The sequence below is a fragment of the Lysobacter humi (ex Lee et al. 2017) genome (assembly GCF_054781815.1).
The window spans coordinates 73,520-96,225 of record NZ_BAAGTR010000001.1 but is presented as its reverse complement, the minus strand read 5'-3'; the positions used below and the strand labels follow the sequence as shown (position 1 = coordinate 96,225).

The following is a 22,706-nucleotide window of genomic DNA, read 5'->3' as shown; positions in this document are numbered from 1 at the left end:
TCGCGTCAACCGCACGCCGCGGCGTGCGTTATGCACGTTTTCGAGTCCAGAGCGCCCATGTCCCCGACCCCGCCCGCCGCGCCCCGCCGCTCCCGCCGCCGTTTCGTGGTCGCTGCGCTGGTGGCCCTCGCTGCGGCCGCATTCGCCGCGTGGTGGCTGCGCGGACGCGTGCCGGACGAGGCCGACTCGGGCTTCCGCACCGCGCGCGTGGAGCGTGGCGACATCCGGGTGAGCATCTCCTCGACCGGCGCGCTGAGCGCGATCTCCACGGTGGTGGTCGGCAGCGAGATCTCCGGGCGCGTCACCGACGTGCTCGTCGACTTCAACGACACCGTGCGCAAGGGGCAGGTGCTCGCGCGGCTCGATCCGAGCACGTTCGAGGCCCAGATCGCGCAGGGCAGCGCCGCGATCAACGCCGCGCAGGCGAATGCGGCGCAGGCCGCGGCCGCGCTCCGCAATGCCGAAGCCGATTACCGCCGCAAGGCCGAACTGGGGCGGCAGCAGCTGATCGCCCGCGCCGACGTGGACCTCGCCCGCGCGAACCTCGAGCAGGCGCGCGCGCAGCTCGGGGCGTCGCGCGCGCAGGTCGCGCAGCAGCAGGCGGGCACGCGCACGACGAGGCTCAACCTCGGCCGCACCGAGATCCGTTCGCCGGTCGATGGCGTGGTGCTCACGCGCACCGTCGAGCCCGGCCAGACGGTCGCCGCGAGCCTGCAGGCGCCCGAACTGTTCAAGCTCGCCGAAGACCTCTCGAAGATGCAGATCGAGCTCGCCGTCGACGAGGCCGACATCGGCCAGGTCAAGGTGGGCCAGCGCGCGACGTTCACGGTCGATGCCTTCCCCGAGCGCCGCTTCGTCGGCGAGGTCGCGCAGGTGCGGCTGTCGGCGACCACGACGAACAACGTGGTGACCTATCCGGTGGTGATCGCCGTCGACAATGCCGACGGTGCATTGCTGCCCGGCATGACCGCCAATGCCGAGATCGTCGTCAACCAGAAGGCGAACGTGCTGCGCGTGCCGAATGCCGCGCTGCGCTACAAGCCCGCCGACAACGCAGCGGGGCCCCAGGGCGGCGGCGCGCCACCCGCGGGCGCGGGTCGTGGTGGCGGCATGGGCATGGCCGAGGACCTGCAGCGCCTCGCGGCTTCGCTGCAGCTCTCGCCTGCGCAGCGCGTGGCCTTCGATGCCGCGCTCGGCCAGATGCGCGAGCGGATGCAGGCGCGCACGGCGGCCGCACCGGGCGGCGGGGAGGGCGGGAGCCGGCTGTTCGGCGGTGGGCCCGGCGGGCCGGGCGGTGGCGCGCAGCGCCGCGCGGGCGGCAACGGCGGCGATGCCGGCGCGTTCCGCCAGCGCATGGTCGAGCGCATGGGCCAGCAGTTCGCCGCCTTCCGCGCGACGCTGTCGCCCGTGCAGCAGCAGCGCTGGGATGTCGGCCTGACGGAGCTCGCTGCCGCGCGTCGCGCACCGCTCTACCTGCTCGTCGACGGCCGCCCGAAGCTCGTGACGGTGCGCGTCGGCGCGAGCGATGGCACCTCCACTGAGGTCTCCGGCGCGGTGAAGGAAGGCGACGTCGTCATCACCGGAACCGAGCGCGCCACAAAATGAGCACGCCCGTCATCGAGACGCGCGGGCTCGGCAAGGTCTATTCGGCGGGCACCGAGGCGGAGGTCGTCGCGCTTCGCGGCGTCGACCTGCGCATCGACCGCGGCGAATTCGTCGCGATCATGGGGCCGTCGGGCTCGGGCAAGTCGACGCTGATGAACCTGATCGGCTGCCTCGATACCCCCAGCGAGGGTGCGTACCTCTGCGACGGCATCGATGTCGCCACGCTGGACGCCGAGGCGCGCGCGCAGCTGCGCCTGCACAAGATCGGCTTCGTCTTCCAGGGCTTCAACCTGCTCACCCGGCTCGATGCGCTGGAGAACGTGGCGATGCCGCTGGGCTATGCCGACATCCCGCGTGCCGAGCGTCTGGCGCGCGCGCAGGCGGCACTGGAGGCGGTCGGGCTCGGCGCGCGTGTCCACCATCGGCCGAGCGAGCTCTCCGGCGGCCAGCAGCAGCGCGTGGCGATCGCCCGGGCCCTGATCAATCGCCCGCCCGTGCTGCTCGCCGACGAGCCCACGGGCGCGCTCGACACGAAGACCGGCGAGGAGATCCTCGCGCTGTTCAAGCGCCTGCGCGACGAGGGCCACACGATCGTTCTGATCACGCACGATGCGGAGGTCGCCGCGCATGCAGACCGCGTGTTCGTGATGCGCGATGGCGAACTGCATACGCAGACCGCGGACGAGGCGGCGCACCTCGCGGAGGTCGCGCAGGCGATGGGCGTCGCCGTCCCGGCCTCGCCGACCGCGCCCGGAGCGCCGCGATGAAGCTCGGGGAAGTGATCCGCACCGCCACGCATTCGCTGCGGGGCAACTGGCTGCGCAGTGCGCTGACCTCGCTCGGCGTGATCATCGGCATCGCCGCGGTGATCGTGATGGTTTCGGTCGGGCAGGGCACGCAGGCGGAGATCGACAAGCTCGTCTCCGGCCTCGGCTCGAACCGGCTCGACATCATGTCCGGCGCGGGCCGCGGCTTCGGCGGCGTGCGCACCGGCTCGGGTTCGAACTGGACACTCACCGAGGAGGACGCCGACGCCGTGCGGGCCGAGCTGCCGGAAGTGCAGTACGTGGCCGCGAGCCTGCGTGGCGGCACGCAGGTGGTCTATGCCGAGGCCAACTGGTCGACGCAGTGGCAGGGCGTGCAGCCCGACTGGTTCGCGATCAACGGCTGGGAAATCGCGAGCGGCGAGGGGCTGCAGGCGTCGGACTACGGCGGCGGCAAGTCGGTGGTGCTCGGCGAATCCGTGCGCCGCGAGCTGTTCGGCGACGAGGACGCGGTCGGCCAGACCGTGCGCATCGGGCGCGTGCCGTTCACGGTGGCCGGCGTGTTGAAGTCCAAGGGGCAGGGCGGCTTCGGGCAGGACCAGGACGACCTGGTCGTGGTACCGCTCGAGACCGCGCGGCGCCGGCTGATGGGCGCGACGGGCGCACCGCCCGGAGCGGTGCAGCAGATCGCGGTCGGCGTGGCCAATGCGGACGACATCGCCTACGTGCAGGGCGAGATCGAGGCGCTGCTGCGCCAGCGGCATCGCATCCAGCCGGGCGACGAGGACGACTTCTCCGTGCGCAACATCGCCGAGGTCGTCGCCACGCGCACGCAGGCCACGCGGCTGATGAGCCTGCTGCTCGGCGCGGTGGCGAGCATCTCGCTGATCGTCGGCGGCATCGGCATCATGAACATCATGCTGGTGTCGGTGACCGAGCGGATCCGCGAGATCGGCCTGCGCATGGCCGTGGGTGCGGGACCGCGCGACATCCGTCGACAGTTCCTCGCCGAAGCGATGCTGATCTCGCTCATCGGCGGGGCGCTCGGCATCGTGATCGGCATCCTCGGCGCGCTCGCGGTGGAGAAGTTCGGCGCACTGCCCGCGAAGCTCGACGCGCAGGTGATCCTGCTCGCCGCGGGCTTCTCGATCGCGACGGGCCTGTTCTTCGGCTACTACCCGGCGCGCAAGGCGTCGCGGCTCGATCCGATCGAGGCGCTGCGCTCGCAGTGACCGATACGGCGGAGGCGGCCCGAAGGCCGCCTCCGCGATGCGCCGTCCATGGCGCGTGCTGCGATCAGCGCGAGTAGAGGAGGCGGTCGGGCGAGCCGTTCTCGCCGGAGACGCGGCCGGTGGTCGCGTTGTTCGTCAGCCAGCTCTTCACCGTGGCCGGCGACGCCGACGGGCTGCGCTGCAGGTACAGCGCCGCGGCACCGGCCACGTGCGGCGAGGCCATCGACGTGCCGCTGATGGTGTTGGTCGCGGACGTGCTGGTGTACCAGGCCGAGGTGATCGACGAGCCCGGCGCGAAGATGTCCACGCAGGTGCCGTAGTTCGAGAACGACGAGCGCGCGTCGGTGTTCGTGGTCGAGCCCACCGTGTACGCACCCGAGGCGCGCGCCGGCGAGTAGTTGCAGGCGTTCGAATTGTCGTTGCCCGCGGCCACCACCACCGTCACGCCCGCCGCGTTGAGGTTGTTCACCGCGGTGTCGACCGCCGAGGACGCGCCGCCGCCGAGCGACATGTTCGCGACCGCCGGCTTGACGTGGTTCGTGCGCACCCAGTCGATGCCCGCGATCACGCCGGAGTTGGTGCCCGAGCCGTTGCAGCCGAGCACGCGCACCGGCACCAGCGTGACCGACTTCGCGACGCCGTAGGTGGAGCCGCCGACCGTGCCGGCCACGTGCGTGCCGTGGCCGTTGCAGTCGTTGCTGCCGCGGCCGTCGTTGATGGCGGTGTAGCCCGAGCTCACGCGGCCACCGAACTGCGAGTGGTTGGCCAGGATGCCCGTGTCGATGATGTAGGCCCGCACGCCGGCGCCGGTGTAGTCGTAGATGTAGGTGCCGTTGAGCGGGCGATCGCGCTGGTCGACGCGGTCCAGGCCCCAGGTCGCGCCGCTCTGCGTGGCGTTCACGCTGACGACGGCGTCCTCCTCGATGAAGGCCACGCGCGGGTCCTTCAGCATGCGCGCGACCACGCGCTCGTCGCCCTTCAGCACGAAGCCCTGCAGGGCGTTGCGGAAGACGTGGTTCACGCCGCCGCCATGGCGCGCGGCGAGGTCCACCGCGGCGCTCTCGGCGGCGATGGCAAGGCCCTGCGCGCGCGCGACGCCAGCGGGCGTCTGCAGGCTGCTGGGCTTGAAGACGACGATGTACTGGCCTTCGATCCGGTTCTGGGCCCGGACGAACTCGCCGGCGGTCGCTGCGGTGGTACCGAGGACGAACGTGACGGCGACGGCGAGGACGTGCTTGCTGATCATGTGAACTCCATTCGGGGGATATGGATCGGTGGGCGCGCGCATTCCTGCGCCGCGCACCGCGATTCGCTCGCGGCGCGGCGAGAGTTCGAAGCGCGCCGAAAACGTGTCAACCGGACGGTTGCGTATGTGCAGGCGTCTTCACGGTGCGCCTGATGTGAAGGCGCGCGTGAAGGCGGCTGTATCAGCCTTGAAACACGGGCACTGCGGTGTGAAGGGCGGCGGCCGGATTGCGTTCGGAAAACTCGTCGTCGCGTGAAGAAGATCATCGCGATTCGTGTTGCAGCGCACAGTGCGTGTGCGCAGGCGGTAAAAACGACAGACGAGCCCGCAAGCGGCCAACACGGGGTGCGGAGCGTTCACCGACGTCATCGTTCCGTATGCTCTGGCGGTCCTTCCGGAGCCCTCCATGCGCGCCTTCCTGCCCGTCCTGCTCGCCGCCGCCGCGACCGCCGCCCACGCCGGATCGCCGTCTCCCACGCCGCCTGCCGGGCGCACGGCCCTGGTGATCCACGGCGGTGCCGGCTTCGTGCCGAAGGAATCGCTGAGTGCGGCCGACCTGCGCGACGTGCACGGCACGCTCGGCCGCGCGCTGGATGCCGGCAATGCCGTGCTGCAGCGCGGCGGCAGCGCGCTCGATGCGGTCACGGCCGCGGTGCTCGTGCTGGAGGAGAGCCCCCGCTTCAATGCCGGCAAGGGCGCCGTCTTCAACGCGGTGGGCGGCCATGAGCTGGACGCCGCGATCATGGAAGGCCACACGCGCCGCGCGGGCTCCGTGGCCGGCGTCTCCACCGTGCGTAATCCGATCCGGCTGGCGCGCGCCGTGATGGAGAAGAGCCCGCACGTGATGCTCGCCGGCGCGGGCGCCGAAGCCTTCGCCGATACGCTGCCCGAGATCGAGCGCGTCCCCAACGACTGGTTCGACACGCCGCACCGTCGCCAGCAGTTGGAGAAGGCGCAGCGCGAGGAGAAGGCGAAGCGCGCCGCCTCGCGCGACGCGCCGACCGACCAGCCGACCTACTTCGGTACCGTCGGCGCGGTCGCGCTCGATCGCGACGGGCGCATCGCGGCGGCGACCAGCACCGGCGGCATGACCAACAAGCGCTGGGGCCGCGTCGGCGATGCGCCGATCATCGGCTCGGGCACGTGGGCCGACGACCGCTGCGGCGTCTCGACCACCGGCTGGGGCGAGTTCTACATCCGCGCCGCCGCGGCGCATGACATCTGCGCGCGCATGGCGTACCGCGGCGACACGCTCGCAGCAGCGTCGGACGAGGTCATCAACCGCGTGATCCCGGCCCTGGGGGGCGACGGTGGCGCGATCGCCATCGATCGCGAGGGCAACATCGCGATGCCGTTCAACAGCGGCAGCATGTTCCGGGGCTGGGTGCTCCCCGACGGTCGCCGCGGCACGGCGGTGCACGGGCAGGGCATGGAGCGCTGAGCGGCGGCGCTTCACTCGCAAGGCATCGGTCCGATCCGACGCCGCCCGCGTCGGCGGCCGTGCACCGGCGGGACTGGAGCGCCGAGGGCGCGGCATCGCGCAGGCGGCTGTCGGCATTGGACGTCCGGCGTGTGCCCGGCTGCACCTTGAACGCGCCGGCTTGCGGTGGCTCCGCCTTCGCCGCATGTACGCGACGCGAGCCATCACGCCGACGCCCCCTCACAGGCCGCCCGCCACCGGCCCGAGCCGGCACCCCGCCCGCCGTATGGCAGAATCCCCGCCTCGCCGGCGCCGCCCGGGCCGGCCGCGAGCCCTTCGATGACTTCCGCATTCCCGGTGCCCGGCGCCGGATCCACGACGCCCACGGGACGCGCCCGCCATGGCTGACCACATCGGCCACCTGCCGCGCCACCCGATGCGCATCCTCAAGGCGGCGCGCTGGTCGCTGCAGGGGCTGGCCGCGGCGTGGCGGCACGAGTCGTCGTTCCGGCTCGAGGTCTGGCTGTTCGTGGTGCTCGCGCCGCTCGCCTGGTGGCTGGGCGCATCGGCGGTCGAGCGCGTGCTGCTGATCGGCTCGATGCTGCTGGTGATGGCGGTCGAGCTGCTCAATTCGTCGGTCGAGGCCGTGATCGAGCGCTACGGCGCCGAATTCCACGAGCTCGCCGGCCGCGCGAAGGACATGGGCTCGGCGGCCGTCTTCGTGACCATGCTCGTCGTCGTGCTGACGTGGGGCGCGCTGCTCGGCCCGCGCCTGCTCGCCGCATCGTGATACCGCGCGGCCTGCCGCGCCTGCTCCCTTAAGGAACCACGTTCGATGGAAATGCTCTTCGACCCCCAGACCTGGATCACGCTCGTCACGCTGAGCGCGATCGAGATCGTGCTGGGCATCGACAACCTCGTCTTCATCTCGATCGCGGTCAGCAAGCTGCCCGTGCACCAGCGCGACACCGCGCGGCGCTTCGGCATCGCGGTGGCCTGCATCACGCGCATCGCGCTGCTGCTCACGCTCGCCTGGCTCGCCGGCCTCACCGATCCGCTGTTCTCGATCTTCGGCATCGGCATCTCGATCCGCGACCTCGTGCTGATCGTCGGCGGCCTGTTCCTCGTGGTGAAGGGCAGCGCGGAGATCCGCGACCTCATCGTCGGCGAGCCCGACGAGGAGGACATCCACACCAAGCCGGCCGCATCGTTCGGCATGGTCATCGCGCAGATCGCGGTGATCGACATCGTGTTCTCGCTCGATTCGGTCATTGCCGCGGTGGGCATGGCGAACCAGAAGGCGGTGATGGTGACGGCCATCCTGCTCGCGGTAGCGGTGATGCTGCTCGCCTCCAAGCCGCTGGGCCGCTTCATCGACGCGAACCCGACGGTGAAGATGCTCGCACTGGCTTTCATCGTGCTGGTGGGCGTGTACCTGATCGTCGACGGCTTCGGCGTGCACCTGCCGAAGGGCTACATCTACGCGGCGATGGGCTTCTCGGCGCTGGTCGAGGTGCTCAACCTCGCGGCCAAGCGCCGCGCGCTGCGGCAGGCGTTGCCGGACTGACGTCCGCCACCGTGCACGCCGTCCACGGGCCCGCCTCGCGCGGGCCCGTTCCGTTCGGGCATCACGTCGTGTTTATTGCCGCTGGCGTGTAGTTCGCCGGCCGGCGCCGACCGGCGCACCGAACGAGGACACCCATGCGCAAGCTGCTCGCCGCCCTGTTGCTGTCCGTCGTCGCGACCCTGCTGTCGGGCTGCGGCTACAACCAGATCCAGCAGAAGGACGAGGCCGTCGATGCCGCCTGGTCGCAGGTGCTCAACGTGTACAAGCGCCGCGCCGACCTCGTGCCGAACCTGGTCGCCACCGTGCGCGGCTATGCGAGCCACGAGCAGCAGGTTCTGACGCAGGTGACCGAAGCGCGCTCGCGCGTGGGCTCGATCAACGTCAACGCGAACGACCCCGATTCGCTGCGCCAGTTCCAGCAGGCGCAGGGCGAGCTGCAGAGCGCGATCTCGCGCCTGCTGGTGGTGAGCGAGAACTACCCGCAGCTCAAGGCCGACCAGAACTTCATCGCGCTGCAGACGCAGCTCGAGAGCACCGAGAACCGCATCGCGGTGGAGCGCCAGCGCTACATCGAGGCGGTGCAGGACTACAACACCTACATCCGCAAGTTCCCGGTGAACCTGACCGCGATGATGTTCAATGCCGAGCGCCGACCGAACTTCACGGTCGAGAACGAGGCGCAGATCTCCCATGCGCCGACGGTCGACTTCGGCAATGCGCCGCAGGTGCAGATGCCGCCCGCGCCGGGCGCCGCCCCGCAGCCGGTGCCGCCCGCGCCGGCCCAGCAGCAGGCCCCGGCGCTTCCGCCGCCGGCCACGGGGCCGCAGCCGCTGCCGCCGGCCTCCGGCGCGCAGCCGACGACGCCCGTCCCGGCGCCCGCACCCGTCCAGCGCTGATCGCGCCGCATGCGGCGCAGCGCGCTCCGGGTCCTGCTCGTCCTCGCGCTGGTCGCCGTCGCGTTCGCGGCGGCGGCGCAGAAGATCGCCGCGATCCCGCCGCTGACGTCGCCTGTGATCGACACCACCGGCACGCTCGATGCGGCGAGCCGCCAGCAGCTGGAGCAGCAGGCGCTGGCGCTGCGCCAGCGCAAGGGCGCGCAGCTGCAGATCCTGATGGTGCCCACCACGCAGCCGGAGGACATCGCCTCGTTCGCGGTGCGCGCCTTCGACCAGTACAAGCTCGGCCGCGAGAAGGTCGACGATGGCGTGCTGATCGTGGTCGCCAAGGACGACCGCCGGGTCAAGATCGAGACCGGCTACGGGCTGGAAGGCGCCATTCCCGACATCACCGCGCATCGCGTGATCCAGGAATACATGGTGCCGAGCTTCCGCCGCGGCGACTACGCCGGCGGCTTGCGCGAGGCCACCGCGGTGCTCACCCGCCTGATCGATGGCGAGGCGCTGCCGGCGCCGATGGCGCAGCAGGTTCCGGGTGGCGTCGCACCGGGCATCGGCGGCGCGCCCGCCTCGCGGGGCAATCCGATCCTCGGCCTGATCGCCGCCCTGTTCGTGGCCCAATTCGCGCGGGCACTGTTCGGGCGCGCACCGGCGTTCGTGCGCGGCATCGCCGGTGCGGGCTTCGCAGGCGGGGCGGCGCTGCTGCTCTCGTCGCTCGCTTTCATCGGCCTGATCGGCGCCGGACTCGGCTTCTTCCTCGGGCTCACAGGCGGGCGGCGCGTGCGCTATGCGCGCGATGTCGGCTACGGCGGCTTCGGTGGTTTCGGCGGCTTCGGCGGGGGTGGCTTCGGCGGTGGCGGCGGCTTCGGTGGCGGTGGTTGGGGCGGTGGTGGTGGCATGAGCGGAGGCGGCGGCGCCTCCGGGAGCTGGTGAGCATGCGCGTCCTCCGCCATCTGCTCGCGCCCTCGTCCGCACGCCGCTTCCCGCCGGCGTGCCTGGAGCGCATCGCCGGGGCGATCGCCGCCAGCGAAGCCCGCCACACCGGCGAGATCTGCTTCGCGGTCGAGGCCGCGCTGCCGCTGCAGGCCGTGCTGGTCGGGCTGCGCACGCGCGAGCGTGCAGCCGAGATCTTCACGCGCCTGCGCGTCTGGGACACCGACGGCAACAACGGGGTGCTCGTCTACCTGCTGCTCGCCGACCACGCGATCGAGATCGTGGCGGACCGCGGCTTCAATGGACGCGTCGGCGACGACGAGTGGTCGGCGATCTGCATGCGGATCGCCGATGCATTGCGCGCCGGGGAGGGCGAGGCCGGCATCCTGCGCGCGATCGAGTCGATTTCCGCGATCCTCGAACGCCACTTTCCGCGCGGGGAAGGCTACATCGATACCAACGAGGTGCCGGACCGCCCGCACCTGCTGTAGCGGCCGCGCGCCCGCGGGGCGACAATGGCCGCCCCGCCACGGACCGCCGGCCTGATGACGATCCTGCACGACATCGACCCGATCGCCCTGCACCTCGGCCCCGTGCAGGTGCACTGGTATGGCGTGATGTACCTGCTCGGCTTCATCGTGGCCTGGTGGCTCGGACGGAGTCGCGTGCGCGCCGGCCGGCTGCCGGGCGTCAACGAGCAGGCCTTCGGCGACCTCCTGTTCTACGGGATGCTCGGCGTCGTGCTCGGCGGCCGTCTCGGCTACGTACTGTTCTATGCGTTCGGCGACGTGCTGAAGGACCCGCTGATGCTCGTGCGCATCTGGCAAGGCGGCATGAGCTTCCACGGCGGGCTACTCGGCGTGATGGTGGGGGTCTGGCTCTGGTGCCGCCGGCATCGCATGCACTTCATGGACGCGATGGATTTCGTCGCGCCTCTGGTGCCGTTCGGGCTGGGCTTCGGCCGGCTCGGCAACTACATCGGCGGCGAGTTGTGGGGCAAGGAGACCGGCGCCGGTTGGGGCGTGATCTTCCCGCGCGGCCTGCCCGACGCGCTCGCCGGCGCGCCGATGGCCCAGCTGCGCGAACTGCATGCGCAGGGCACGCTCGGTGCCTTCGCGCGGCATCCCTCGCAGCTCTACCAGGCGGTGCTCGAGGGCATCGTCATGGGCGGGCTGCTGTGGTGGTACTCGCGCCGGCCGCGCCCACGCTATGCGGTGGGCGGCATGTTCGCGCTGCTCTATGGCGTGTTCCGCTTCCTCGTCGAATTCGTGCGGGAACCGGATCGCCAGCTCGGCTACCTCGCCTTCGGCTGGCTCACGATGGGCCAGGTGCTGAGCCTGCCGCTGATCCTGCTCGGGCTGTTCTGGCTGTGGTATTCGCGCCGCCAGCCGACGCTGCAGCCGGCGCCCGTCGCCACGGCAGGCTGACATGCAGCAGTACCTCGATCTCCTGCGCCACGTACTCGAGCACGGCACGGAGAAGTCCGACCGCACCGGCACCGGCACGCGCAGCGTCTTCGGCTGGCAGATGCGCTTTCCCCTCGCCGACGGCTTCCCGCTCGTCACCACGAAGAAGCTGCACCTGCGCTCGATTGTCCACGAGCTGCTGTGGTTCCTGCGCGGCGAGACGAACATCGCCTACCTGCGCGAGAACAAGGTCAGCATCTGGGACGAATGGGCCGACGAGGCCGGCGAACTCGGCCCCGTCTACGGGAAGCAGTGGCGCCGGTGGGCGGGCAGCGACGGCACGGAGATCGACCAGGTGCGCTGGGTCGTCGACGAGATCCGCCGCAATCCGGACTCGCGCCGCCTGATCGTCAGCGCCTGGAACGTGGCGGACCTGCCGAAGATGGCGCTCATGCCGTGCCACACGATGTTCCAGTTCTACGTGGCCGACGGAAAGCTCAGCTGCCAGCTCTACCAGCGCAGCGGCGACATCTTCCTCGGCGTGCCGTTCAACATCGCGAGCTATGCGCTGCTCACGCACATGGTCGCGCAGGTCTGCGGGCTCGGCGTCGGCGACTTCGTCCACACGCTCGGCGACGCGCACCTGTACTCGAACCATTTCGAGCAGGCACGCGAGCAGCTGACGCGCACGCCGCGCGCCCTGCCGACGCTCCGGCTCAACCCGGCCATCGACGACCTGTTCGCCTTCACGTTCGACGACATCGCGATCGAAGGCTACGACCCGCATCCGGCGATCAAGGCGCCGGTCGCGGTCTGAGCGCGATGCGCATGCGCGACACGGCCGCCAGCCCGCTCGCGCGACTCGAGCACCGGCTCGCGCGCCATCCGGACATCGGCCTGCTGCTGCTTCGCATCGTGATAGGTGGGCATCCGGTGGTGATGACGTGGGACAACGTCACCTCGTGGGCGCGCATGCTCGAGTTCCGCGACTTCCTCGCGCACCACGGCTTCGCGTTTCCACTCGCCTGCGCGCTGCTCTCGGTGGCCGGGCAGTTCCTCGGCGGACTCGCGCTCGTGCTGGGCTTGTGGACGCGCCCGGCCGCGCTCGTCGTCTGGTTCAACTTCATCGTCGCGATCGCGATGGTGGATGCGAAGGCGCCGTATCCGGCCGCCTTTCCCGCGCTAGCCCTCGTTGCCGGCGGGTTGTGCCTCGCCTCCACCGGGGCCGGGCGGCTGTCGCTCGACGCACGCCTGCGCGAGCGGCTCTGATGCGCGTCTCGATCGTCGTCGCCTACGACCATGCACGCGCGATCGGCGTCGACGGCGGCTTGCCCTGGCACCTGCCGGACGACCTCAAGCGCTTCAAGGCGCTGACGCTCGGCAAGCCGCTGCTGATGGGCCGCCTCACCGCCGAGTCGCTCGGTCGCGCCTTGCCCGGGCGTACCAATCTCGTCCTCACGCGCAGTGGGCGGGTGCCATTCGCGGGCATGCAGGCGGTGGGATCGTTCGACGAGGCGCTCGCCGCGGCGCGCGCGGAGTCGGCCACCGAGCTCGCGGTCATCGGCGGCGGCGCGGTGTTCGAGGCGGCGCTGCCGATCGCGACGCACCTGCACCTCACGGAGGTGGACACGCGCGTGCCCCGCGCCGACGCCTGGTTCCCGCCGATCGATGCGCAGGGCTGGCGGGAAGTGCGCCGTGAGCATCATGCCGCGGACGCGCGCCATGCGTTCGCGTTCGACTTCGTGGACCTCGAGCGCGCCGGCAGCACGGCTGCGGAGGCCCCGCGCATCGACTAATGTCGCTTTGCCACCGCGTCGCTCCGGCGTGGTGTGGCGACGCGGGCGGGGAGGCCCGAATGCATGGACGAACCTGTCGCGGAATCCACCGGTAAATCGAGGCGCGTCGTGCACCACGCGGACGACAATCCGTATTCGCGCCCGCATGCTGCGGTGGCCGAGCCGATCGCACGGCGCCACTTCTGGATCGCGGCCCTTCCGGTCGCCGTGGTCGCCGCGCTCGTGGTGCCGCTGCTGATCGCGGGGATCTCGTCCGTCCGCGGCGGCAGCGCGCCGGCCTTCCTCGCCAGCCCGGGTTTCATCGGCTCGCTGCTCGTCGCGGCCGTCGCCGCGGCGGCCACGGTGCGCATCCTCGACCTCCCGCGATGGGGGCGCTATGCGCTCGCGCCGCTGCTCGCCGCGGGGCTCATGGTGGTGCTCTCGTTCCTGCGCGACGTCCTGTTCTGATCCACGCGGCACGTTGCCTGCAGCGGGAGCACTCCGCGATGCGGAGCACTCGCGCCGCGGTCAGCTGCGCTCGGGTCCGCGCCCGGGTGGCCGGCCGCGCTGCGGCGGCCGCGGCCCGCGCGGCTTCGGCGGGCTCGCCGGTACGTCGCGGCCGGGCGCCTGCACGACCTGCAACTCGTCGGTGTCCAGTCGAAGCGCGGTGAGCTTGCCGCCCCAGACCGCCCCGGTATCGATGGCATGCACGCCGTGGCCGATGAACAGCCCGAGCGCGGACCAGTGTCCGGAGACGATCTTCAGGTCGCGCTGCACCTGGCCCGGTACCGCGTACCAGGGATAGAGGCCGATCGGCTGCGTGCCGGGCGGCCCCTTGTCCTCGAACGAGATACGTCCGCGCGGGCTGCAGAAGCGCATGCGGGTGAAGATGTTGATGATCGCGCGATGCCGGTCCATCCCCGCGAGCCGCGGGTTCCATACCGGGCCGTCGCCGTAGATGTTCTTGAGCAGGCGCGTGTACTGGTCGCCGTGCAGCACCTTCTCGACCTCGCGCGCATGGCGCTCGGCCATCGCGATCGTCCACTTCGGCGCGATGCCCGCATGCAGCATCGCCCAGCCGAGCTCGCGGTCGACGTGCATCAGCTTCTGCATGCGCAGCCAGCCGAGCAGCTCGTCGCGGTCGGGCGCGGTCACGATGCGCGCGAGGTCGGCGTTGACCTTCTTCTGCTCGTCCTCGCGGCGCTCGCTGACCGCGAGCAGCGAGAGGTCGTGGTTTCCGAGCACGACGACGCTCTGCTGGCGCAACGAATGCACGAGCCGCAGCGTCTCCAGCGACTGGCCGCCGCGGTTGACGAGGTCGCCGCAGAACCACAGCCGATCGCGCGCGGGATCGAACGCGATGCGTTCGAGGAGGCGTTGCGTCGCGTCGTAGCAACCCTGCAGGTCGCCGATCGCCCAGACCGTCATGCCGTCACGTCCGCGCGCATCAGTGCAGCGTGCGCGGCACGGTCAGGGTGAAGGCCGGGATCGGGGCCTCGAACGGGATGCCATCGTCGCCGAGCATGCGGTAGCTGCCGCGCATCGTGCCGAGGTCGGTTTCCAGCACCGCGCCGGAGGTGTATTCGAAGCTCTCGCCCGGTCCGAGCTGCGGTTGCTCGCCGACCACGCCGTCGCCGTCGACCTCACGCACCTGGCCATTGGCATCGGTGATGATCCAGTGCCGGCCGAGCAGCTTCGCGCCGACGGTGCCGGTGTTGTGCAGGCGCACCGTGTACGCGAAGACGTAGCGGTCCTGCGCCGGCTCGGACTGGTCCTCGAGGTAGCGCGTCCGCACCTCGACGCCGATCGCATGTTCGTGGCCGTTGTCCATCCGGTCGAGTTTACGTGCTGCAACGCCCGTCGCGAAGCCGCCCGAGATCAGGCACGCGCCGCGAGCGCGTTCGCGAGGTCGACGAAGGCCTCCACCGGCACCTGCTCGGCGCGCAGGCCGGGCTCCACGCCGCCGGCCTCGATCGCCGCCGCGTCGGCGACGTTCGACAGCGCATTGCGGAGCGTCTTGCGCCGCTGACCGAAGGCGTCGCGCACCACGCGCGCGAACATCGCGCGATCCTGCACACGCACCTCGGCTGCGGGCTTGGGCACCAGGCGCACCACGGCGGAGTCCACCTTCGGCGGCGGACGGAACGCGCCCGGCGCGACGTCGAACAGCGGCGTCACCCGGCAATAGGCCTGCAGCATCACGCCGAGGCGCCCGTAGACCTTCGAGCCCGGACCCGCGGCCATGCGGTCGACCACTTCCTTCTGCAGCATGAAGTGCATGTCGCGCACCACCGCGGCATGCTCAAGCGCGTGGAACAGGATCGGCGAGGAGACGTTGTAGGGCAGGTTACCGACCAGCCGGATCGGCCTGCCGTGCGCGAGCGCGGTGAAGTCGACGTTCAGCACGTCGCCCTGGATCACCGTCAGTGCGCCGTACGCGGCGCCGGCTTCGGTGAGCGGCGCGATGAGGTCGCGATCGAACTCGATGACGGTGAGCTCGCCGTGGCGCTCGAGCAGCGGAAAGGTGATCGCGCCCTGGCCGGGGCCGATCTCCACGAGCCGGTCGCCGGGCTGCGGGTCCACGGCCTGGACGATCTTCGCGATGACCCCGCGCTCGTGAAGGAAGTGCTGGCCGAACTGCTTCTTGGGCGGCTCGGTGAAGGGGCGCGTCGGATCCATCGACGGATTATCGCGCATGGGCCGGCATGACCGGACCGGAGCCGCGCATCAGCGGAGTGACGCGCCCGCGTTCAGCCGCGGCTTCGGCCGATCGGTGCTGGTTTCCCTTGCTATTGCCATCGTGGATGCGGGCGGGGCCGCCACCCGCTCGACGTTCAGACGGCGGCGGCCTGCGCCGCCCGCGCGGCGGCGAGCCGCGCGCAGAGGTCCGCCGCGGCGAAGAGGCTCGACGGATCGGCGCGCCCCGTGCCCGCGAGGTCCAGTGCCGTGCCGTGATCCACCGCGACGCGCGGATAGGGCAGGCCGAGGGTGATGTTCACGGCCCGCTCGAAGCCGCTGTACTTGAGCACCGGCAGGCCCTGGTCGTGGTACATCGCCACCACCGCGTCGAAGCCGCGCAGCTTGGCCGGAAGGAAGGCGGTGTCGGCCGGGAGTGGGCCGGTGAGCTCGAACCCCTCCGACGCGAGCCGGGCGAGCACGGGTGCGATGACCTCGATCTCCTCGCGCCCGAGATGCCCGTCCTCGCCCGCATGCGGATTGAGGCCGAGCACCGCGATTCGCGGGCGTGCGATCGCGAAGTCCCTGCGCATGGCGGCATCGACGACGCGCAGCGTCCGCTCGACCGCACCGGCGGTGATCGCATCGGGCACCGCACGCAGCGGAAGGTGCGTGGTCACCAGCGCCACGCGGAGGTCATCGTGGCCGAGCATCATCACGACCTCGGCGCCCGCGCGCCGCGCGAGCAGTTCGGTGGTGCCGGTATAGGCGATCCCGGCGTCGTTGATGACTGCCTTGTGCACGGGGCCGGTGACGAGTCCGTCGAACGCGCCGGCGATGCAGGCGTCCGCCGCGCGCTCGAGGGCGGCGATGACGGAGCTGGCGTTCGCGACTTCGAGACGCCCCGGCCGGACCGGCTGGGCGACGGGCATGGGGACGACTGCGAGGCTCCCGGCCGCGGTCGCGCGATCGGTCGCGGATCGGAGTTCCAGCGGCAGGCCGAGCCGGGCCGCGGCGGCCGCCAGCACCTGCGGGTCGGCGAAGGCGGTCAGTCCGTAGGCGCGCGGCCGCTGGGCGAGCCGCACGCACAGTTCCGGCCCGACGCCGGCCGGCTCGCCCGGGACCAGCGCGAGCCGGATGGAGTCCACTCAGCCGCCGGAGGCGGCCGGCGCGGGCGCTGCCGGCGTGACGCTGGCCGTGCCCGTGCGGACGTCGACGAAGGCCTCGCCGCGCATCTCGCGCAGGAAGCGGTTCCACTCGTCCTCGAGCTTGCGGCGGCCGATCGTCTCGGCGACCTGCGCGCGCTTGGTCTGGTCCGTGGCATTCGCCTGGCGGCTGCCGACGCGCTGCACGAGATGCCAGCCCGCCTGCGTACGGATCGGCGCGGACACCTGGCCGTCCTGCAGTGCCGAGACGGCCTGACCGAACTCGGGGCCGAACTGGTCGGCGGTGAACCAGCCGAGGTCGCCGCCGCGCGAGGCCGAATTGGTGTCGCCGGACTCGGTGCGCGCGACATCCGCGAACGTCGCGCCGCCGGCGATGCGCGCGGCGATCGTGTCGATGCGCGCGCGGGCCTGCGCCTCGGTGGTGTCGTCGTCGATGCGCACGAGGATGTGGCGCGCGTTGTACTGCGTGACCATCTGCGCCGGCGCCTCGGCCGCGTCGCGCACCTCGACCAGCTTCAGCAGCTGGAAGCCGCTCGGGCCGCGGATCGGCTCGGTGACCTGGCCGGGCTGCATCTGGCGCACCATGGTCGCGAACGCGTTCGGGATCTCGTCGCTGCCGCGCCAGCCGAGGTCACCGCCTTCGAGCGCGTTCGGGCTGTCGGAATAGCGCGCCGCGGCGGCCGGGAAATCCATCTCGCCCTTGTCCAGCAGGCCCTTCACGCCGCGGATCTTCTTCTCGGCGGTGGCAATCTGCTCGGGCGTCGCGCCCTCGGGCAGCGCGACCAGGATGTGCGCGAGGCGGTACTGCGAGCCGGTGGCCGCGGTCGCCGCGACGGCCGCGTCGATCTCGGCCTCGCTTACATTGATGCGGCCCTGCGCGAAGCGCTGGCGCAGGCGCTGCACGAGCAGCTCGTCGCGGATCGACGTGCGGAACTCGGTGAAGGTGGAGCCGTCGGACGTGACGCGCTGGCGCAGCGCATCGACCGACAGGCCGTTCTGTTGGGCGATCCCGGCGATGGCCTGGTCGAGCTCCTCGTCGGTCACGCGCACGCCGGTCTCCTGCGCGCGGGTGACCTGCAGGCGCGTGAGCACCAGCCGCTCGATGACCTGCCGCTCGAGCACGTCGTCCGGCGGGAGTTGGGTCTCGCGGCCGGCGTACTGCGCGCGGATGTTGGCGATCGCGCGGTCGAGCTCGCTGCGCAGGATCACGTCCTCGTTCACCACGACCGCGATGCGGTCGAGGGGGCGCACGTCCTGGGCGAATGCGGTCGGCAGGACGACGGCGGGCGCGGCCAGCGTCGCGGAGAGCAGGCACGCGAGCAGCGTCTTCATCGGGCGGGATGCGGTCATGGGCTCGGATCGGGAGTCGGGGAGTTGCCGCTCGCGCCGTCGGGACGATTCACCGAGGACGGCGGGACGAGGTAGAGGTCGTCGCGGTCGTAGCCGAGAATAGCACGGCGCAAAACGCGCTCCGCCTTCTGGCCGGCCGAGCCCAGGCCCTTCAGTTCAACTTCCAGTTGGAGGGAATCGTTCAGGTTGCCGGACCGGTCGCGGAGGTAGCGGCGGCTGACCAGCCGGACGGCCAGGCAGCAGCTCTCCCATTGGACGCCGCCGATCGTCTCGAGTTCCTTCTTGTCGAGCAGCGAGTAGTAATAGCGCCCGACCACGCTCCAGTTCCGGTTGATCGGATAGAGGAACGAGAAGTCGACCTGCTCGACCAGCGCCTCGCGGTTCAGCGGGCCCTGCGGGATCGAGGCGTTGTAGGACGGGTTGCGGCGATAGCGGTACCCGAGATTGACGACGCCCTCCTCGCCCACCAGATAGTGGGCACGCAGGCTGGCGAGGTTCTGCCCGCGGAGCTTCGGGTCCCACTGGTAGGCGCCACTGATGATCCAGCGGTCGGAGGGAGAGAAGGACGCCTCCGCGACCCACGCCGACTTGCCCTGCGCGACCGCGGTCTCACCGGGCAGCACGACCCGGCTGTCCTCGAAGTAGCGGATCTGGCCGAGGCTGGCCGACAGGCGCTCGCGGCCGTCAGCCTCGCTGATGAAGCGTGTGGTCGCGGCGATCGTCAGCTGGTTGGCGTCCGTCTGGCGGTCGGGGCCGGTGTAGCGGTTGTCGCGGAACAGCTGGCCCCAGCTGAAGGTCATCGGCGCGGTGTCGAACAGCGGGATGCCGCTCTGGTCGCGGTAGGGAACACGCAGGTAATACAGGCGCGGCTCAAGCGTCTGCAGGTAGCGCTCGCCGCGGATCTCGGTCTCGCGGTCGAAGAACATGCCGGCGTCGACGGAGGTGATAGGCAGCGAGCGGTTCGGCGACAACTGGCCGCCGACCTGCGGGCCCCAGCGGTTGTCGAGTTCGTAGGCGGTGTAGCGCCAGGCGAGCTTCGGCCGCACGAACCAGCTCGCCCCCTCGAGGTTCGCGGCGATGTACGGCTTGAGGTCGAAACGCGTGCCGTCGAACTGGTACTGCGCAGGGGTCCGCGCGTCGGCGCGGTAGTCCGCATGAGAGAAGCGCACGAGCTCGCCGTCCACGCCCGCTTCAAGCCAGCGGCCGAACGGCCGGCCCCACTGCGCATAGAGACGCGGAAGCCGGTCATAGGGGAGGTTCGCCTTCGTGAGCGTGTAGTCGGCGAGCTGGTAATGATCGGCGGTGATGCCGGCATTCCAGTAGCGGCCGCGTGCGAACAGCCCGGTCTCGCTGCGCACGAAGTAGCTCGCTACGCCGTAAAGGCTGTTGCTGAAGTCCTCGAGGTAGTGCGTGTCGCTCACCCAGCCGAGGTTCGCGGTCGCGTACAGGTTGGAGCTGAAGTTGTGGATCGCATTGAGCCCGAACTGGCCGCGATTCTCGTCCGGTAGCCCGGACGCGATCGGAATCCCGTTCAGGTCGAAGAGGTAGCGCTCGGCTTCCCGCTCGGGGAGCTCGTCCTTGGGCATCCAGTTGCCCGAAACGATGCCGCGGCCGCGCTCGTACAGCCAGCGGAACTCGCCGCCGATTTGCGCACCGCGCTTGGTCATGATCCGCGGATGCAGCGTGGCGTCGTAGTTCGGCGCGAGGTTGAGGTAGATCGGCTGACGCCAGTCGAAGCCGTTGCGGCCCGACAGAGAGATCGACGGGTAGAGCAAGCCGGTCTGGCGGCGATCGTCGGTCGGGAACGGGAACCACGGCACGTACAACACCGGCACCTTGCCGATGCGCAGCGTGGCGTTGCGTGCGACGCCACGGCCTCGCGCCATGTCGATGTCGATGCGGTTCGCGCGCAGCTCCCAGGCGCGCTGGCCGGGATCGCACGTCGAATAGGTCGCGCCATACAGCGAGCCACGATCCTCGGCCAGCGCGATCTTTTCCGCGCCACCACTGCCGCGCCGGCGCATGAGCTGGTAGTCGAGGTCGTTGATCGTGTGAGTGTCTGTCTCCTGGTTGCCCTCGGCGCTCTTGGCGACGATGCGCATGCCGGCGTCCTGGTAGCGGATGCTGCCCTCGGCGCGGTAGGTGCCGGTCTCCTGGTTGTAGACGAGGCGGTCGGTGCCGAGGAACTGGTCGCCGCGGCGCAGCTCCACATTGCCCTGAACCAGCGTCTCCTGGTTCTCGATGCCCTCGAGCGCATCGCCTTCGATGTCGGTCGGCTGCTGCACGCGCAGCTGCGAGTTGCCGTCGGTGGCGCTGTCGACGCCCGCGAAGGCGGGGACGGCGTCGCGGATCGGGCAGAGGCTCCAGTCCTCCTCGTCCTCGGCGGCCATCGCGGGAAGGGCCATGGCGATGCACAGCGATAACGGGAGCAGGCGGAGAGTCGTGCGCACGCGGCGGTTCCGTTGACGTGATGGGCGGGGGACGGCCCCATCGGGCGGCTAGATTGCCCCATCGCCGACGGAGCGGCAACGCGAGCCCGCGCATGCTCCAATGCCCGCAGTGGAGGACATATGAGTACGTCGAGCATCGAGAAAACCGACGAACAGTGGCGCCAGGAGCTCACGCCGGAGCAGTACGCGGTGTGCCGCTGCTCGGCCACCGAGCGCGCCTTCACGGGCCGGTTCTGGAACCACAAGGCCGCGGGCACGTATGTCTGCGTGGCCTGCGGCACGGCGCTGTTCCTGTCCGTCGACAAGTACGACTCGGGGAGCGGTTGGCCGAGTTATGTCCGCCCGGCGACGCCGGAGGCGGTGAGCGAGCATGCGGACACGAGCCACGGGATGCGCCGGGTCGAGGTGAAGTGCGCGCACTGTGCCTCGCACCTCGGCCACGTCTTCCCGGACGGCCCGCCACCGACCGGCCTGCGCTTCTGCATCAACTCGGCGTCGCTCGATTTCGTGCCCGAGCCGACGGGCTAGCCCCGTAAAAGCAGGCCCGCCGCGCGCCGAGCGCGGCGAGGCCGAGCCCGGCGACGCGCGTGATCCCCAGGTAGGCCGCCGACACGAGCGGCCGCGGCCCGCGTGCGAGCACGAGCACTTCGATGGCGAGCCCGGAGATCGTGGTCAGCCCGCCGATCAGGCTGATCACCCGGAGCAGCCGCAGCGGCTCGAGCGCGGTCCGGCCGTCGAGCCAGGCGACCCGCCCGCCGGCCAAGAAGCTGCCCAGCAGGTTGGCGACGAGCGTGCCCACGGCAGCCCGGCGCCGTAACGCGCGAGCAGAGCCTGCCCGAGCGCCGCCCGCGGCGACGAGCCACCCGGCCTGCGCCGCCGGCGGGCTCATGCCAGGCCGAACGCCTCGCGGGTCAGGTTGAGCGGCTCGCCTTCGGTGCAGACCACGTCATCCTCGATGCGGATGCCTCCGAAGGGCCGGAAGCGCTCGATGCGGTCCCAGTCGACGGCGCCGGCATGCGGCCCGGCGCGCAGGTCCTCGAGCAGCATGTCGATGAAGTACAGCCCAGGCTCGATGGTGACCACCATCCCCGGCGCGAGCGTTCGCGTCAGCCGCAGGTAGGGATGCCCCTCGGGCTTGGCGATCGTGCCGCCGGCGTCGGACTCGGCGAAGCCCGCCACGTCGTGCACCTGCAGGCCGATGCCGTGGCCGATGCCGTGCGGGAAGAAGGTGCTGCTCACGCCGCTTTCGACCGCCGCCTCGGCGCTGGTCTTAAGCACCCCGAAGTCGCGCAGCACGCCCGCGAGCGCGAGGTGTGCGTCGAGATGGATCCGGCGGTAGTCGACGCCCGCGCGGACCTGCGCGCACATCGCCTGCTGGGCGGCGTCGACGGCGTCGATCAGCGCCTGGAACTCGCCACCGGTGTCGCGCGCGTACGTGCGGGTGATGTCGCAGGCATACCCGTGCGCGCTGGCGCCCGCGTCGATCAGGAAGCTGCGGGATTCGGCTGGGGCATCGCGCTGCAGCTCGGTGTAATGCAGCACCGCGCCATGCTCGTTGAGCGCGACGATGTTGCCGTAGGGCAGGTCGTTCGCATCCTGGCGCGCGGCAGCGCAGTAAGCGAGGTGGATGTCGAATTCCGAGCGGCCCTCGCGGAACGCCGCTTCCGCCGTGCGGTGCGCGCGCACGCCGATCGCGGAGGCCGCGCGCATCAGCGCGATCTCGTACGGCGTCTTGTAGGCACGGTGGTACTCGAGGTAGGCGAGCGCCGCCGCGGGATTGTTCGGCGCATAATCGCCGAGCGCGCTCTGCGGCTCGCCGAGGATCGCGCTCCTGTCTGCAGGAGGCAGATGGGGCCGCGCCTGCTCGGGGGACCGGATGACGACGATGTCGAAGTGGTCGACCCACCAGCCCGACGGCGTCTGGGGGACGACGTGCCAGTAATCGCGCGGTTGCAGGTAGATCAGCTTCGGGCGTGCGCCGGGCGTGTGGACGATCCAGCTGCCGGGCGTCCGTACCAGCGGCACCCACGCCTTGAACTGCGGATTGACCGCGTACGGATAATCGCGATCATCGAAGACCTGGTAGTGCGACGTGCCGCTGGGGACGACCAGGTGGTCGAGGCCCGCGCGGGCCAGGGCGTCGTCGGCGCGCTGCCGGATCGCGTCGAGGTGGGCGGCGTAGAGTCGGGCGGGATCAGGGCTGTGCATGACGGTCGTCCG

General features: G+C 70.9%; 23 protein-coding genes and 1 pseudogene. 15 read left to right on the top strand and 9 right to left on the bottom strand.

The window, feature by feature from the left end:
- The first annotated feature begins 57 nt into the window (after positions 1-57).
- From ACYVJJ_RS00420 to ACYVJJ_RS00410, 3 genes are read left to right on the top strand one after another with little or no spacing between them, the layout of a single operon-like run.
- On the top strand, positions 58-1,605 hold the full coding sequence (locus ACYVJJ_RS00420; RefSeq protein ID WP_460830215.1) for an efflux RND transporter periplasmic adaptor subunit: 1,548 nt from the start codon (positions 58-60) through the stop codon (positions 1,603-1,605).
- Positions 1,602-2,372 (top strand): ABC transporter ATP-binding protein, encoded by a 771-nt coding sequence (locus tag ACYVJJ_RS00415; RefSeq protein WP_460830214.1) that lies wholly within the window; start codon positions 1,602-1,604, stop codon positions 2,370-2,372. The genes ACYVJJ_RS00420 and ACYVJJ_RS00415 overlap by 4 nt, the downstream gene beginning before the upstream one ends.
- Positions 2,369-3,601 carry an ABC transporter permease gene (locus ACYVJJ_RS00410; RefSeq protein WP_460830212.1) on the top strand — a complete coding sequence of 411 codons (1,233 nt, stop codon included), beginning with the start codon at positions 2,369-2,371 and terminating at the stop codon, positions 3,599-3,601. The genes ACYVJJ_RS00415 and ACYVJJ_RS00410 overlap by 4 nt, the downstream gene beginning before the upstream one ends.
- Positions 3,602-3,665: 64 nt before the next feature.
- On the opposite strand, the gene ACYVJJ_RS00405 is transcribed toward ACYVJJ_RS00410, so the two are convergent.
- A complete protein-coding gene (locus ACYVJJ_RS00405) occupies positions 3,666-4,847 on the bottom strand; it encodes a S8 family peptidase (RefSeq protein WP_460830211.1) in 1,182 nt (393 codons plus the stop codon).
- A 406-nt stretch (positions 4,848-5,253) separates the two neighbouring features.
- On the opposite strand from ACYVJJ_RS00405, the gene ACYVJJ_RS00400 reads away from it, so the two are divergent.
- The 11 genes and pseudogenes from ACYVJJ_RS00400 to ACYVJJ_RS00350 all read left to right on the top strand — a co-directional run bounded on the left by ACYVJJ_RS00400 (position 5,254) and on the right by ACYVJJ_RS00350 (position 13,312).
- Positions 5,254-6,288, top strand: coding sequence for an isoaspartyl peptidase/L-asparaginase family protein (locus ACYVJJ_RS00400; protein WP_460830210.1), 1,035 nt, complete (start codon positions 5,254-5,256; stop codon positions 6,286-6,288).
- A 379-nt stretch (positions 6,289-6,667) separates the two neighbouring features.
- Entirely contained in the window at positions 6,668-7,057 is a 390-nt protein-coding gene (locus ACYVJJ_RS00395) for a diacylglycerol kinase (RefSeq protein WP_460830209.1), read from the top strand.
- A gap of 45 nt (positions 7,058-7,102) precedes the next feature.
- Positions 7,103-7,834 (top strand): TerC family protein, encoded by a 732-nt coding sequence (locus ACYVJJ_RS00390; protein ID WP_460830208.1) that lies wholly within the window; start codon positions 7,103-7,105, stop codon positions 7,832-7,834.
- Between the two features lie 134 nt (positions 7,835-7,968).
- Positions 7,969-8,589, top strand: a pseudogene (locus tag ACYVJJ_RS00385) (LemA family protein); the annotation flags it as partial.
- A gap of 150 nt (positions 8,590-8,739) precedes the next feature.
- Positions 8,740-9,663 (top strand): TPM domain-containing protein, encoded by a 924-nt coding sequence (locus ACYVJJ_RS00380; protein ID WP_460830207.1) that lies wholly within the window; start codon positions 8,740-8,742, stop codon positions 9,661-9,663.
- A 2-nt stretch (positions 9,664-9,665) separates the two neighbouring features.
- Positions 9,666-10,154 carry a TPM domain-containing protein gene (locus ACYVJJ_RS00375; RefSeq protein ID WP_460830205.1) on the top strand — a complete coding sequence of 163 codons (489 nt, stop codon included), beginning with the start codon at positions 9,666-9,668 and terminating at the stop codon, positions 10,152-10,154.
- 54 nt (positions 10,155-10,208) lie between these two features.
- Complete coding sequence (lgt, locus tag ACYVJJ_RS00370) at positions 10,209-11,090, top strand: prolipoprotein diacylglyceryl transferase (RefSeq protein ID WP_460830203.1); 882 nt, start codon at positions 10,209-10,211, stop codon at positions 11,088-11,090.
- A gap of 1 nt (position 11,091) precedes the next feature.
- A complete protein-coding gene (locus ACYVJJ_RS00365) occupies positions 11,092-11,886 on the top strand; it encodes a thymidylate synthase (RefSeq protein WP_460830201.1) in 795 nt (264 codons plus the stop codon).
- An 11-nt stretch (positions 11,887-11,897) separates the two neighbouring features.
- A complete protein-coding gene (locus ACYVJJ_RS00360; RefSeq protein ID WP_460830199.1) occupies positions 11,898-12,338 on the top strand; it encodes a DoxX family protein in 441 nt (146 codons plus the stop codon).
- Positions 12,338-12,865 (top strand): dihydrofolate reductase, encoded by a 528-nt coding sequence (locus ACYVJJ_RS00355; protein WP_460830197.1) that lies wholly within the window; start codon positions 12,338-12,340, stop codon positions 12,863-12,865. Before ACYVJJ_RS00360 ends, ACYVJJ_RS00355 begins: the two co-directional genes overlap by 1 nt.
- Positions 12,866-12,928: 63 nt before the next feature.
- Positions 12,929-13,312, top strand: coding sequence for a hypothetical protein (locus tag ACYVJJ_RS00350; RefSeq protein WP_460830195.1), 384 nt, complete (start codon positions 12,929-12,931; stop codon positions 13,310-13,312).
- 60 nt (positions 13,313-13,372) lie between these two features.
- Here the strand turns inward: ACYVJJ_RS00350 and ACYVJJ_RS00345 are convergent, their stop codons facing one another.
- The 6 genes from ACYVJJ_RS00345 to lptD all read right to left on the bottom strand — a co-directional run bounded on the left by ACYVJJ_RS00345 (position 13,373) and on the right by lptD (position 20,486).
- Positions 13,373-14,272, bottom strand: coding sequence for a symmetrical bis(5'-nucleosyl)-tetraphosphatase (locus ACYVJJ_RS00345; protein ID WP_460830193.1), 900 nt, complete (start codon positions 14,270-14,272; stop codon positions 13,373-13,375).
- Positions 14,273-14,291: 19 nt separating this feature from the next.
- On the bottom strand, positions 14,292-14,675 hold the full coding sequence (gene apaG, locus ACYVJJ_RS00340) for a Co2+/Mg2+ efflux protein ApaG (RefSeq protein WP_460830191.1): 384 nt from the start codon (positions 14,673-14,675) through the stop codon (positions 14,292-14,294).
- 47 nt (positions 14,676-14,722) lie between these two features.
- Positions 14,723-15,523 carry a 16S rRNA (adenine(1518)-N(6)/adenine(1519)-N(6))-dimethyltransferase RsmA gene (gene rsmA, locus ACYVJJ_RS00335; protein WP_460830189.1) on the bottom strand — a complete coding sequence of 267 codons (801 nt, stop codon included), beginning with the start codon at positions 15,521-15,523 and terminating at the stop codon, positions 14,723-14,725.
- Positions 15,524-15,678: 155 nt separating this feature from the next.
- Positions 15,679-16,668 (bottom strand): 4-hydroxythreonine-4-phosphate dehydrogenase PdxA, encoded by a 990-nt coding sequence (pdxA, locus tag ACYVJJ_RS00330; protein WP_460830187.1) that lies wholly within the window; start codon positions 16,666-16,668, stop codon positions 15,679-15,681.
- Entirely contained in the window at positions 16,669-18,036 is a 1,368-nt protein-coding gene (locus ACYVJJ_RS00325; RefSeq protein WP_460830186.1) for a peptidylprolyl isomerase, read from the bottom strand.
- The gene (gene lptD / locus ACYVJJ_RS00320; RefSeq protein ID WP_460830184.1) at positions 18,033-20,486 is read right to left on the bottom strand and encodes an LPS assembly protein LptD; all 2,454 of its coding nucleotides are present in this window, start codon (positions 20,484-20,486) and stop codon (positions 18,033-18,035) included. Before lptD ends, ACYVJJ_RS00325 begins: the two co-directional genes overlap by 4 nt.
- Positions 20,487-20,606: 120 nt before the next feature.
- Here lptD and msrB point away from each other — a divergent pair, with 120 nt between their 5' ends.
- The gene (gene msrB, locus ACYVJJ_RS00315; RefSeq protein WP_460830183.1) at positions 20,607-21,014 is read left to right on the top strand and encodes a peptide-methionine (R)-S-oxide reductase MsrB; all 408 of its coding nucleotides are present in this window, start codon (positions 20,607-20,609) and stop codon (positions 21,012-21,014) included.
- On the opposite strand, the gene ACYVJJ_RS00310 is transcribed toward msrB, so the two are convergent.
- A complete protein-coding gene (locus ACYVJJ_RS00310) occupies positions 20,971-21,375 on the bottom strand; it encodes a CrcB family protein (RefSeq protein WP_460830181.1) in 405 nt (134 codons plus the stop codon). The genes msrB and ACYVJJ_RS00310 overlap by 44 nt on opposite strands.
- Positions 21,372-22,694, bottom strand: a complete 1,323-nt coding sequence (pepQ, locus tag ACYVJJ_RS00305) for a Xaa-Pro dipeptidase (protein WP_460830180.1) — start codon at positions 22,692-22,694, stop codon at positions 21,372-21,374. The genes ACYVJJ_RS00310 and pepQ overlap by 4 nt, the downstream gene beginning before the upstream one ends.
- Between the last annotated feature and the right edge of the window lie 12 nt (positions 22,695-22,706).

Excerpts from the sequence above, each read along its gene's own strand:
- ACYVJJ_RS00360 (WP_460830199.1), top strand. The coding sequence starts at position 11,898 with ATGCGCGACACGGCCGCCAGCCCGCTCGCGCGACTCGAGCACCGGCTC.
- ACYVJJ_RS00415 (WP_460830214.1), top strand. The coding sequence starts at position 1,602 with ATGAGCACGCCCGTCATCGAGACGCGCGGGCTCGGCAAGGTCTATTCG.
- pepQ (WP_460830180.1), bottom strand. The coding sequence starts at position 22,694 with ATGCACAGCCCTGATCCCGCCCGACTCTACGCCGCCCACCTCGACGCG.
- ACYVJJ_RS00390 (WP_460830208.1), top strand. The coding sequence starts at position 7,103 with ATGGAAATGCTCTTCGACCCCCAGACCTGGATCACGCTCGTCACGCTG.
- ACYVJJ_RS00310 (WP_460830181.1), bottom strand. The coding sequence starts at position 21,375 with ATGAGCCCGCCGGCGGCGCAGGCCGGGTGGCTCGTCGCCGCGGGCGGC.
- ACYVJJ_RS00375 (WP_460830205.1), top strand. The coding sequence starts at position 9,666 with ATGCGCGTCCTCCGCCATCTGCTCGCGCCCTCGTCCGCACGCCGCTTC.
- ACYVJJ_RS00400 (WP_460830210.1), top strand. The coding sequence starts at position 5,254 with ATGCGCGCCTTCCTGCCCGTCCTGCTCGCCGCCGCCGCGACCGCCGCC.
- rsmA (WP_460830189.1), bottom strand. The coding sequence starts at position 15,523 with ATGGATCCGACGCGCCCCTTCACCGAGCCGCCCAAGAAGCAGTTCGGC.
- ACYVJJ_RS00345 (WP_460830193.1), bottom strand. The coding sequence starts at position 14,272 with ATGACGGTCTGGGCGATCGGCGACCTGCAGGGTTGCTACGACGCGACG.
- ACYVJJ_RS00405 (WP_460830211.1), bottom strand. The coding sequence starts at position 4,847 with ATGATCAGCAAGCACGTCCTCGCCGTCGCCGTCACGTTCGTCCTCGGT.
- lgt (WP_460830203.1), top strand. The coding sequence starts at position 10,209 with ATGACGATCCTGCACGACATCGACCCGATCGCCCTGCACCTCGGCCCC.
- ACYVJJ_RS00365 (WP_460830201.1), top strand. The coding sequence starts at position 11,092 with ATGCAGCAGTACCTCGATCTCCTGCGCCACGTACTCGAGCACGGCACG.
- ACYVJJ_RS00350 (WP_460830195.1), top strand. The coding sequence starts at position 12,929 with ATGGACGAACCTGTCGCGGAATCCACCGGTAAATCGAGGCGCGTCGTG.
- msrB (WP_460830183.1), top strand. The coding sequence starts at position 20,607 with ATGAGTACGTCGAGCATCGAGAAAACCGACGAACAGTGGCGCCAGGAG.
- ACYVJJ_RS00410 (WP_460830212.1), top strand. The coding sequence starts at position 2,369 with ATGAAGCTCGGGGAAGTGATCCGCACCGCCACGCATTCGCTGCGGGGC.
- ACYVJJ_RS00420 (WP_460830215.1), top strand. The coding sequence starts at position 58 with ATGTCCCCGACCCCGCCCGCCGCGCCCCGCCGCTCCCGCCGCCGTTTC.
- ACYVJJ_RS00355 (WP_460830197.1), top strand. The coding sequence starts at position 12,338 with ATGCGCGTCTCGATCGTCGTCGCCTACGACCATGCACGCGCGATCGGC.
- ACYVJJ_RS00395 (WP_460830209.1), top strand. The coding sequence starts at position 6,668 with ATGGCTGACCACATCGGCCACCTGCCGCGCCACCCGATGCGCATCCTC.
- ACYVJJ_RS00325 (WP_460830186.1), bottom strand. The coding sequence starts at position 18,036 with ATGACCGCATCCCGCCCGATGAAGACGCTGCTCGCGTGCCTGCTCTCC.
- ACYVJJ_RS00380 (WP_460830207.1), top strand. The coding sequence starts at position 8,740 with ATGCGGCGCAGCGCGCTCCGGGTCCTGCTCGTCCTCGCGCTGGTCGCC.
- apaG (WP_460830191.1), bottom strand. The coding sequence starts at position 14,675 with ATGGACAACGGCCACGAACATGCGATCGGCGTCGAGGTGCGGACGCGC.